This window comes from Microcystis sp. LSC13-02, assembly GCA_002282935.1.
Lineage (GTDB): Bacteria > Cyanobacteriota > Cyanobacteriia > Cyanobacteriales > Microcystaceae > Microcystis.
On record MTBT01000059.1, the window covers coordinates 18,016 to 28,342 of the forward strand.

Sequence of the window (10,327 nt, forward strand, 5' to 3'; positions counted from 1 at the left end):
ACCCTCCTAGACAAGCGAAAAACAGTCACCTAACCGAACTGATGCGGCAATTTTGGTTATAGACCTACATCTCTACTTATATCAGTTACGGGGTACATTCGGGGGAAGGGGGGAAAAGTCACTTCTTTTATCCCAGGGTACAAAGGTGATTTAGCTGTTCGCGTTATGTTAACTTGTATCTGATCCAGTTCTTGGGTGATTTCCTGGTCAATTTCTTTCAGATGATCAAAATAGTAGCCCATGGCCGCAGGAGCTATGGTTGATAATTATCCATTGTCAATTGTCCATTATCCATTCAAAAATGCGATCGCCTTTTGACCTTTGACCCCTTCCCCTTGAACTGCGATCGCTGATTAGTTGATAGTCAATAATTGATTGAAAAAACACGGATGAGAAGCTGGGGACATTTCTTCTCTGCCAAGTCGCTAGAATGGGACTAGAGTTCTCAAGCTTGAAGAATCTTCCTATGTCAGACGCTGTAACGATCGCCGATATTTACAAGTTATTTGAAAGAACTGAGGCCCAATTTGCTGAGTTTCAAAAGGAAGCTGATCGCCGCAGTGCCGAAGCTGATCGCCGCAGTGCCGAAGCTGATCGCCGCAGTGCCGAAGCTGATCGCCGCAGAGAGGAAGCTAATCGCACGATGGAAGAATTAAAAAAACAGGTACAAGAAACGACCAAAGCTGTTAATAACCTAACAACGCGCTGGGGCAGATTCGTTGAAGAAATGGTAGAGCCTGCGGTTGTGCGTTTATTTCAGGAACGGGGCATTGATGTCACCCAAACGATGAGTCGCTTGAAAAGTAAGCGTCCTGGGGCGGCAATGGAGATTGATATTGTGGCGGTGAATGGGAGTGAGTTGGTGGCTGTGGAATGTAAATCTCGACTGTCGAGGGATGATGTAGATGATTTTGTCAGCCGATTACAGCGATTTAAGGTTGCTTTCCCCCAATTTCGAGAGTTTCGGGTTTATGGGGCAGTGGCAGGCATTGAAATTGATCAGGGGATAGATGTCTATGCCTATCGGCGCGGTTTGTTTGTGATTAAGCAATCGGGGGAAACGGTTAAAATTATTAATGATGTTCAGTTTCAACCTTTGGGTTTTGCTGAAGGTGTTTAATCTCTTTTTTAAGAAGGCGTAATTTTGCGATTGCCCTTTTAGTTAATAATGAATAGTTGATAATGTAAACTGTCAGGAGTCATTTTGGAAACCATCATGGAAATAAAAAACATTAAACAAAAAGCCAGAAATTTAATCGATAAATTGCCAGAAATTCTACAGGGGATGATACACAGGTAAATTCAATGTAATTTATTATGTTTAATTAATAGTAATAGAATTGGTGCGTTACGGCGGCTTGTTAGTCTTATTTTATTATCCAAATTAGTAACCGCAAACACGCAGCCTACACTCTACAGCAGCTTAACAGGAGTCGCACTCATGGTTCTGGTATTTGTAAATCTCGACAAATTTTTCGCGTCAAGAATTCATTGATTTCACGATGGCGCGGAATAGCTGAAGATTTCTGATGGACACGATTTACATAAATCGTATGATTGCCGCCTTCTCTTAAGAATTCACAGCCATAAGTTTCTAAATGACGAATTAAGTTTATGCGTTTCATGCAGCCCAGAAAGTAACAGACTCTCGAATCACTTCTTGTCCTTGCAGTTGCTCTTCAGCTAACATACGATTAGCTTCTAAAACTAGCTCAATTGCTTCTTCTAAATTGCTTCTAGTTTCTTCTAGAGTCTCTCCTTGAGTATTAGCTCCTGGCAATTCTTCGACAAAACCAATATAGCCTTCGGGAACTTTCTGGAATATTTTTGTTAGTTTTAGTTGCATGATTTACCTCAGAATTTTAAATTATATAACCCACTATCATTAAAGTTAGCGGTGCGTTACGGCTGCTGAAGTGAAGCTAACGATATAATCGGATACAGCCCAAGCTGCATAATTAAGAGCCTGACGAGTATCTTCCTCCTCCAACTCTGGATAAGCCTCTAAGATTTCCTGAATAGATAACTGACTAGCCAACAGTTTCAAAACAAATCCTACAGTGATACGCATTCCTCGAATCGTTGGCTGTCCAAGACATATTTGTGGATTAACAGTAATACGGTCTAACTCTTTAATCACCGTGGAACTCCTGAGATAAACTCCTCCTATATTGTTACATACAGCAATGAATGTTGAGCAAGTTTCTGCGTCGCTGCGTGTGAATTAAGCGGTGACGAGAGTAAATATGTTACTCCGGGCTGTAAGCTTGGCTCCTCGTCCTTTTTCTCATAAAGCTATCTATTCACCGCCCATGGGAAGATATCGTATTCAATCACAGCTTCATAGCCTTAACAGCATTTATCCACCAAATAACACCAATCACGGGTTGAGGTTTCGTTGAGGACATCGAGAGGGAAAAGCCTTTTTGGATATTCTGAGCGTTAGCGGTGGTTTTAGAATACACCATCTCTAGGAGCCTATCTTGCTATAATGTAAACTGTCAGGAGTCATTTTGGAAACCATCATGGAAATAAAAAACATTAAACAAAAAGCCAGAAATTTAATCGATAAATTGCCGGATAATTCTACATGGGATGATTTGATGTATGAGATTTATATGAGACAGGCAATTGAAGCAGGATTAGCCGATAGTGAGGAGGAAAAGGTTATTTCTGTGGCAGAAGTACGCACTAAGTTCAAGCTAGAGCCATGAAAGTTTTCTGGACAGAAACCGCCGTTAATCATTTATCAGCCATCTACAACTACATATCACAAAACTCCCCTCAATATGCTCAAAGACTGGTTGAAAGATTGACTAGACGCTCAGAACAGATCGCTAATTTTCCCTTTTCGGGTCGAATTGTTCCAGAGTTTGAAACTGAGCAGCTCCGAGAAGTTATCGAGGGTTCTTATCGCATAATTTATTATATCAAGCCTGAGCAAATCGATGTTATTGCGGTACTTCATGCAGCCCGAAACATTGAAAATCCACAGGACTAACGATAATCCAAGACCATTGGGGGAGTAAATTACTGGCAGCAGTGAAGATTACCAAAAAGGGCAAGAAAGAACCACAAAGGCACAAAGAACACAAAGATTTTCTTGCTCATAACTTTCTAGCAGGAAGCATACTACAAAAAAATCGGGGCGATGGTTGACCCCTCGGTGACAGGTATCGGAATCCCAGAACTATCGAAGGGCGCACCCGATAATCTAGCTTAGGGGTTAGCATTCCACTTGGATTATTCTGGTAAAGTAGTCCAAAAATCCTCAAATTCCCACAATAACTGATGATGACGAACCATGTCATTATGATATCCCCTGTTATATAAGTCTTGGGTAAAACATCTGACAGGAAATTGGCCTTCTGTGGCCTCCTCTTTAGAAATATTTTTAGTTATCCATTCTGGTAAATTATTATGTCCCCAGTGCTTCCAATTGACTATCTTATCGAATTTAGCGGAAAAAATGGATGTTAAAATTCTCCTGATTCTATTTTCGCTAAGTTCTAACGAGTCATCTGCCCTGAGAAATTCTAATAGTTTTTCCTTAACTTGTTCTGAGGGTAATATTCTCAAATCCTCACCTTCATCGTAATAAAAATAATTAGAGCTGATAATTGTTCTACAGACATCTATTGTCATTAACTCTTTTATTTTTTCCTGTGAGCCATATTTAATATCAAACAAAGTTGCACCTAAATCTTTCCAGATTCGCTTCTGCACACTAAAACTAAATTTTCCACAACTATATTTAATCCATAATTCGTCAACTTTCTTTATTTCCTCAACTGGGAAATTTTCTCTAATTTTATAAACTTTTCGGTTGCCTTTAATAACAAGAAACTGATATAGAATCCAAGCTGTCTCTTCATCAGCAGATTTCCAATCCTCTTTTTTTAAAAACTCATCTAGCTTACTATATAAATGTGTAGGAGATATTTGAAAATTAGCTTTTAAAAGTTGCCTTTCTAGGGCTGAATCAATTATTTCACTGCCATTACGGTTACTCTGTTTATTTGGAATCATAACAGAAAGCATCAAATAAAATCCTTGTCTAAATCGGTGAATATTTTCTTGATCAGCAAATGACAAGCGGAAAATCTCTGCCCATCTTTCCTCGTTTTTGTTCTGTTCATTTCCCCATAGTTCAGTTAAAATCTTGGCTGCTGTTGCCGCTAAAGCAGAAAGCTTACTTGCATCTTTGGGAAGCTCGATATGGGGGTTAATATGTTTGATGTGAGAGGCTCGGTAGAGGGTTTCTCTGTCGTCATTGCAGATTACCTCGATCAAGCCTTTATCCTGTGCTTGTTGTAATTTTTTCTGATAGTTGGGAACAGATTGACAAACCGCTTCTAAAGTAGCAAAAGGGACAGGGAGGTTATAAATAAGACAATTACTGACCACTTTTTCAAGAGCTTCATCCGTCAAGAGTTGAGGTTTTTCTTCTAACCGCCAGACTATCTTATCGCGCCAAGTAACATCGGATTCATTCTCAAATGACCGCAACTTTGTATCTATATTCCCTGAACTTAAAACCTCATTATTGAGCCATTCCAACAGACGGGGGTTGCCATCAGCAAGATTTAAAGCTCTTTCTATGTAGTTTTTATCAATCTTACCCGAACTAAAATGCTCTAACCGCCGCAGTTTCTTTTCTAAATCGGACTCTTTGTATTTGAAAGAGGGCAAAGACTTCAGATGATAAAATTTCTCTAATAGAGGGGAATTAAAGGTATAGCGCGAGGTAATAATCAGGCGATGATAGTAATTAGTTTCCTGTATCGCCCAAACTAGAGCTTGTAATAGGGGAGCTACCCCTGCTTTAAGGATATAGTCATCACTAGATGAAAGGCATTCCAAGTTCCACTCGAAATCATCGAGGATGAGCAAAAAAGGCTGGTTTAACTGAACAAAAACATCCCTTAAGCGATAGTCTAGCTCCTCATTAGAATCCAGAAGGATTTGACGTTGTGAACGATCTAATTTTTTAGCTAGGGTATTAACCAAGCTAGTTTGATCAATTTGTTGATGCCAGACAAGCTTAGTATAGTCTGGAAGGCGATCGCACAGACGAGCGGCGAGGGTACTTTTCCCGTTACCACCAAAACCTTGCAGAAAAACGCCGGCCTTATGAATTGCTTTAGGATTATCAAAGGGTTTTTTCAGCACTTGCAAGCAATCCTGAAGATCACGGCGGCGACCGATAAAAGTTTCCCGTGTGGCTACCCGCAAATATTTCGTTTCTGAGTCCACAAATTGGTCAACAAAGGATACGGGAGGTAAAGGTTTTGTCTGTCCTCTCTTTACCAAAGCTTCTGGGATACTTTCCCGGACATAAAGGCGTAAACAATGCCAATCCCTCGCCTGATTCCCCAATAATTTCTGATAGGCAAAAGCTAACGACTCGCTTAAAGTAAAGCCTTGGGAAAGCTTTTCGTAGAGGATGGCCGCCGTGTCAGCAGCTTCGTTATCCCTGACGGGTTGACCCCACCCCAAAACAGCTTTAGCCCCATTTTCTAATAACTTCTCGGCCATCGAAAGGATCTCATCACCATCGGAGTAGCCTGTCCGACACCCTGATAAAAACAAAAGCTTGGGTAAATTAAACTGTAATTCTCTGGCAATATCTTCGGCGCTGGTATCTTGCCTATCTCCGTATTCCGTCTCGGTAATAAAATAGGGTTTCTGATCCTTGATGGTGGCGTGTCCGCTCAAGTGGATAACATCGAAATATTCCCTATCTTTACTGGCTATCAATTCGCCTAATTCTTGAATACAGCCGCTCTCTTCAACGGTTAAAGATAGGGGTTTTCCTCTAGTTGCTTTGAGGATCTTCCCTTCTTCTGCCTCAAAGTCTAGTATAGGCGTTACACCCTTAGCAGAACTTGCCATGAAAACTACATTTAAGGCTCGATCCTGCGGGTTGTTGTCCACAGTTAACAGCCTTTCATTACCGGTTTTCATCCACCGCAGGGGAACAATAGCGGGATACTTAGACACCAGAAAACCCTGACCATCGTGTAATAATTCCCAGGGTAGATGGACTAATCCGTTGCTGGTGCTGATAGCCAGAACTATTTTCTCTCCCCGGTGGCTATCTAATTCGCTCTGGAGGATGCGCTCCGTACCATCTAACCATCGGTACAAACCTTGTCCTGTTTTGCTGTGATCTTCCGGTAAACGGGTATAGTAATCGGTGACAGCCTTTTCACTTAGGTTGTCTATTTCATTCAGGAATCTTGTGTAGGTACGGGTTTGGTTAGGGTTATCCCAGAAAAATCGGAACTCAACGCTATTGCTACCGCTCTCCTGATGATCAATATGCAGTATCTTCATTTTTCTTGTTCCAAGAGTTTTTGTAGTTGCTCTAGGGTAGCATCTTTGAGCAGCAGGCGATCGCCGTTTTTGCTGACAATCAACACCCGTTCGATCTTCGGGGTTTCAGGAGAGTCAATTTTTCGCTTTAATTGGTAAAATTTCTCAGCGATGGCGATTGTTCCGCTAATAATGCCGATGATGGTGGCGATGGTAGCAAGGGTTCCCTCTCTCTCCACTTCAGAGATAACTTCGTAGCTGCCTTGCACCCCTTCCATCTCTAGGATATCCTGAGCAACTTTGATAGCATCGGCTCCTTGAATTTCTATCTGCATCAGTTTTGTTCCTCCTGTAAGTACCCAAGCAAAATGATGCTAAATCCGTTTATTAAAAACTGATTATCTATTCCACCTTTTGCTTGTCCTGATATCTAGCCTATACTCAACGAATTTAGCACGAAACCCAACCAATGTCCTATTATCAAATAATTATAAATGATTTTGCCTGGTTATTGGATGGGGTGTTGGGTAACAGTCGTCAACCCAACCTACCTTCCGCGCTTTCTAGCTGTCGGTTCTAAGAGTTAGATTACCAAGTACAAGCTGAGCTAAGTCATCAGCTTTCTTTGATTGTTCTGCCGCCAATGTCCTTAGCGTAAACTCTTGTTCGACAGCATCTCCAATTTGTGTTTGAATCTCTTCTGGGGGAACAATTATTTGTAATTCTAGTAATCTAGACGGGCTAATTCTCTGTCGCCCCGTTGCACCAGTAACGTTTGCTGTCGCTTGTCGGGTAAAATGATCAGAACGTAAAGCCCGAAAAAGGTAATAAAGATTAATCTCGGCTTGTGATTTTTTTCGCAAAACAATAAATTCAGTTGAAGCTACTGCGTTAGTTACATCTTGAGTTACTAGCGCAATCTTTTTGTTGGCCAAGCTGGGCATGATCTTGGCGAAGAGAATATCATTCTTTTGAAAGCGATGTTTTGTACTTCCAATCTCATTTCCTTGATTAAGTTTAAGAGTTAATATATAGCCATAAATATCATCTACTTCTCGTAAATCTATATATTCAAATATTTGACCAGCATATCTACTAGAGCGTGGATTAACGCTTCTTGATACAACATCTACAAAGTTTCCTAAAGGCTGCTGTTCAAACTCACCTATTTGCTCATGCAAATATTGTGTATAAGCTGCACCAGCATCAACTGTATCGATACTACGGGCTGATTCTTCAGTGATTGTTAATATTAAAGGGTCTGGTTTAATTAACTCGATAGTCATTGCAGTTCTAGTTTTACTCTATGATAGGCTTCCGCGATAACAGGTAAATCATTGAGATCAGTTTCTCTATAATATTTTGAGGTAATGTCATAGCCAACGTGTTCTGCTTGTGCTAAAAAACGCTTTTTATTGTCTCCAGTAGTCTTCTTGAGATACAAAACACAGGTTCTAGCATTAGACCCCCCAAACGGCTTAAATGATCCGACAGGTAAGCTTATACAACCATGAATATGTGTACGAGATTTCACAAAGTTGCGAACTTCAGTCTCGGAAACTCCGCTGGCAACACCATGGGGCAAAATAACTAGCAAACGTCCAGTTTCAGGCTTTAATAGTCGAATTGCTCTCTCAAGAACCAAATAGTCTGAACCTTGAGCAGCTTTACCTCGTCCTAGATAATACCGGTTTAAAGTAGCAGAATCTTCATAGGGTATATTGAACGGGGGATTAATGAGAATTACATCAAACATTGCTGCGTTATTTTGCTCAATATTTAAAAAATCAGTTCTGCGTCCATCTGTATTCTCAAAAACATCTTCTCTAATTGAATCTCCTGTATAAATATGTTCATAGCCATCACCATGTAAAATCATATTTATTCGACATAAAGTGGCTAACCGAGGATTTATCTCAATTCCCCATAGATTATTCGTGACAAGATTACTAACTAAATGATCTTTTTCATCTTGGCTAGAATCAAGAAATCGAATTTTTTTGCGGACATTAATAAACGCTCTAATAAGAAAGCCACCACTTCCGCATGATAAATCAAGGACTTTTTCTCCAATTTTTATATCAGCTATCTCAACCATGAACTCAACTAATTGTCTTGGGGTTAAATACTGTCCTAAGTCCCCTCGGAGTGTTCCAGTAAGAAAGGCTTCATAAACAGAACCAACTACATCTCCTCCTGCTCCAGCCAAGCCAAGTGGTGTCTTAAAACCATAAAGACCAAAAGGCTCTAATTCACGAACAATTTTTTCAACAGTTTCGTTGCTTCTAATTTGAATTTTAGTTCCCGTAGGGAATACATTAAAAGTCTGTTTTGCGTCAGTAAACATTTGCTGTAAAGCAGCTAGAGGTCCACTGCCAAGAAGCCAGGAAGATGTAAAGCGATTGGGTGCAAGGCCTTCAGCATCTCTTTTCTCTTCGTTAAACTTACAAGTGAGAATTTTAGTTAGCTCATCAAATGCAGACTCGGCAATGAGTCCTTCTTTAGCTAACTCTTTTCGACATTCCCTAAATGCTATTTCTAAGTCACCTTTATTTTCAATAGTTACTAAAAGTCGCTCAGCAGCTTGTCGCTTTTCCAATTGAACTACATTGCTAGAGACAGTAAGTATTGTGCTTTCAAGCTCTTGCGGTTCAGGAACGGATTCTAATCCGCCAATATCGTCTCTATCCAAATAATAAATCTCCCAATCACGTCCATTAGTCAGAACTGCAATTGGTGTAGATGGTTCAAGAAGTTGAGCATAGGAAAGCGCTTGGTTAACATCCTCCTCGCTCAATCGATGCTGAATACGCTTGGTTTCAACCACAAGAGCCGGACGTTCCCCAATATAAACAACGATATCAGCTTGTTTTCTAAATCTATGTCCTGAAGTTCCAGTGATTGAGACTTTTCGACGTATCTGGTTCCTGTCGTAACCAAGCCTCATTATGAAAGGAATAACAACATTCTCAGCACAGTCGTCCTCAGAGTTCAACGGTGGTGCTTTGCGAAAAATGTCATCTAAGATAGCCTGTTTATTCAACGGCATAATAATCTATACACCTATGGGTTACACGATAACTAAGCCTACTGCAAACCAGAGCAGTAGGTAAATAGCTTAAACCGTTGCGTTGCTGTTACAGGCAATACTACTATTAACCAGCTTAGTTGGGGAAAAAATCTCAATTACTATCAATGGTTAACCTAAGAAAATATTTCAGTCTCTCCGTCGGGAAATAACCTATTAGAGACTGAAAAATCTTAGTCATTCCATTCCCCTTTGGGGGGTACGGGAGGATTGCGTCGAAGATGGCGGGTTAAGTCCTCATCCGGTTCCCTTTCCCCTCTTAGCCACTGTTTAATCGCTGTTTCGATAATGCGACTAGGATCGTTAGTCAGGTGTTTAATCTGTTCTAAAACTTCCGAGTCAAGGTGAATAGCGATTTCAACTTTCTCGGCCGTGCGCTGAGTCGGTGTAGCATTTTCGTTCATAAGCTCTATTAATGATTGCTATCTATCATTCTACCCGTCAGTCGAGGATTCTTATCCAAGAGTTTATCTATGGTAATCCGATTTGGACAAATCTTACATCTTCTCCCTAGCCATTGCCCTTTCCCTGATTTCGTCAGCATAATCAAGCCTACCATAGTTTCCTGTGGATGCCGAGAGGGGAATCCAAGGCCGAAACCATGACTATACTTGCAGTTTAGCTTTTTTTATCTTTACCGAAAAATTGGGTTTAAAGCCTCGCCCTTTTAGGACGGCTTTGTGTTAAACTGATTGGTAAGCGGAAAATCAGATGTGTAGTCGTGACACGCGAACTGACCGTTGGACAAAAGCTAGTGTCACCAACCCATTTCGGGTTGCCCCAATACCTCACTGCTCTAATCAAAAAAAGTACGGCATAGGTGGGAGATAAAAAAAATTAAATAGGGTAGGGCATACCCGAATTTACGCTTGGGGAGTAGTCCCTAAGAGTGCTTGCCTTGTAGGTGTAGTCGGACTAGAC

11 protein-coding genes are annotated in these 10,327 nt (G+C 40.7%); 3 read left to right on the top strand and 8 right to left on the bottom strand.

The features are described from left to right. Window positions 1-466: 466 nt before the first annotated feature. Window positions 467-1,120 carry a DUF3782 domain-containing protein gene (locus tag BGL89_RS03465; protein WP_286824459.1) on the top strand — a complete coding sequence of 218 codons (654 nt, stop codon included), beginning with the start codon at window positions 467-469 and terminating at the stop codon, window positions 1,118-1,120. A gap of 319 nt (window positions 1,121-1,439) precedes the next feature. Here BGL89_RS03465 and BGL89_RS03470 read toward each other — a convergent pair whose 3' ends face one another. From BGL89_RS03470 to BGL89_RS03480, 3 genes are read right to left on the bottom strand one after another with little or no spacing between them, the layout of a single operon-like run. Continuing rightward, window positions 1,440-1,625, bottom strand: a complete 186-nt coding sequence (locus BGL89_RS03470; protein WP_016514546.1) for a type II toxin-antitoxin system HicA family toxin — start codon at window positions 1,623-1,625, stop codon at window positions 1,440-1,442. Then, on the bottom strand, window positions 1,622-1,846 hold the full coding sequence (locus BGL89_RS03475) for a type II toxin-antitoxin system HicB family antitoxin (RefSeq protein WP_002770935.1): 225 nt from the start codon (window positions 1,844-1,846) through the stop codon (window positions 1,622-1,624). The genes BGL89_RS03470 and BGL89_RS03475 overlap by 4 nt, the downstream gene beginning before the upstream one ends. A gap of 45 nt (window positions 1,847-1,891) precedes the next feature. After that, the gene (locus BGL89_RS03480; RefSeq protein ID WP_149107616.1) at window positions 1,892-2,140 is read right to left on the bottom strand and encodes a DUF433 domain-containing protein; all 249 of its coding nucleotides are present in this window, start codon (window positions 2,138-2,140) and stop codon (window positions 1,892-1,894) included. 385 nt (window positions 2,141-2,525) lie between these two features. On the opposite strand from BGL89_RS03480, the gene BGL89_RS03485 reads away from it, so the two are divergent. Next, a complete protein-coding gene (locus BGL89_RS03485; RefSeq protein ID WP_286824462.1) occupies window positions 2,526-2,714 on the top strand; it encodes a hypothetical protein in 189 nt (62 codons plus the stop codon). Further along, window positions 2,711-3,001 carry a type II toxin-antitoxin system RelE/ParE family toxin gene (locus tag BGL89_RS03490; RefSeq protein ID WP_286824463.1) on the top strand — a complete coding sequence of 97 codons (291 nt, stop codon included), beginning with the start codon at window positions 2,711-2,713 and terminating at the stop codon, window positions 2,999-3,001. Before BGL89_RS03485 ends, BGL89_RS03490 begins: the two co-directional genes overlap by 4 nt. Window positions 3,002-3,243: 242 nt before the next feature. Here the strand turns inward: BGL89_RS03490 and BGL89_RS03495 are convergent, their stop codons facing one another. From BGL89_RS03495 to BGL89_RS03515, 5 genes are all read right to left on the bottom strand, one after another. Beyond that, the gene (locus tag BGL89_RS03495) at window positions 3,244-6,339 is read right to left on the bottom strand and encodes a CHAT domain-containing protein (protein WP_286824464.1); all 3,096 of its coding nucleotides are present in this window, start codon (window positions 6,337-6,339) and stop codon (window positions 3,244-3,246) included. Beyond that, on the bottom strand, window positions 6,336-6,653 hold the full coding sequence (locus BGL89_RS03500; RefSeq protein WP_286824465.1) for a hypothetical protein: 318 nt from the start codon (window positions 6,651-6,653) through the stop codon (window positions 6,336-6,338). Before BGL89_RS03500 ends, BGL89_RS03495 begins: the two co-directional genes overlap by 4 nt. A 228-nt stretch (window positions 6,654-6,881) precedes the next feature. Beyond that, complete coding sequence (locus tag BGL89_RS03505; protein WP_002762203.1) at window positions 6,882-7,604, bottom strand: restriction endonuclease subunit S; 723 nt, start codon at window positions 7,602-7,604, stop codon at window positions 6,882-6,884. Next, complete coding sequence (locus BGL89_RS03510; protein WP_286824466.1) at window positions 7,601-9,367, bottom strand: N-6 DNA methylase; 1,767 nt, start codon at window positions 9,365-9,367, stop codon at window positions 7,601-7,603. Before BGL89_RS03510 ends, BGL89_RS03505 begins: the two co-directional genes overlap by 4 nt. Before the next feature lie 212 nt (window positions 9,368-9,579). Next, window positions 9,580-9,810 carry a type II toxin-antitoxin system CcdA family antitoxin gene (locus BGL89_RS03515; RefSeq protein ID WP_061433385.1) on the bottom strand — a complete coding sequence of 77 codons (231 nt, stop codon included), beginning with the start codon at window positions 9,808-9,810 and terminating at the stop codon, window positions 9,580-9,582. Window positions 9,811-10,327: the final 517 nt, after the last annotated feature.

Excerpts from the sequence above, each read along its gene's own strand:
- BGL89_RS03465 (WP_286824459.1), top strand. The coding sequence starts at position 467 with ATGTCAGACGCTGTAACGATCGCCGATATTTACAAGTTATTTGAAAGA.
- BGL89_RS03470 (WP_016514546.1), bottom strand. The coding sequence starts at position 1,625 with ATGAAACGCATAAACTTAATTCGTCATTTAGAAACTTATGGCTGTGAA.
- BGL89_RS03475 (WP_002770935.1), bottom strand. The coding sequence starts at position 1,846 with ATGCAACTAAAACTAACAAAAATATTCCAGAAAGTTCCCGAAGGCTAT.
- BGL89_RS03485 (WP_286824462.1), top strand. The coding sequence starts at position 2,526 with ATGGAAATAAAAAACATTAAACAAAAAGCCAGAAATTTAATCGATAAA.
- BGL89_RS03490 (WP_286824463.1), top strand. The coding sequence starts at position 2,711 with ATGAAAGTTTTCTGGACAGAAACCGCCGTTAATCATTTATCAGCCATC.
- BGL89_RS03495 (WP_286824464.1), bottom strand. The coding sequence starts at position 6,339 with ATGAAGATACTGCATATTGATCATCAGGAGAGCGGTAGCAATAGCGTT.
- BGL89_RS03500 (WP_286824465.1), bottom strand. The coding sequence starts at position 6,653 with ATGCAGATAGAAATTCAAGGAGCCGATGCTATCAAAGTTGCTCAGGAT.
- BGL89_RS03505 (WP_002762203.1), bottom strand. The coding sequence starts at position 7,604 with ATGACTATCGAGTTAATTAAACCAGACCCTTTAATATTAACAATCACT.
- BGL89_RS03510 (WP_286824466.1), bottom strand. The coding sequence starts at position 9,367 with ATGCCGTTGAATAAACAGGCTATCTTAGATGACATTTTTCGCAAAGCA.
- BGL89_RS03515 (WP_061433385.1), bottom strand. The coding sequence starts at position 9,810 with ATGAACGAAAATGCTACACCGACTCAGCGCACGGCCGAGAAAGTTGAA.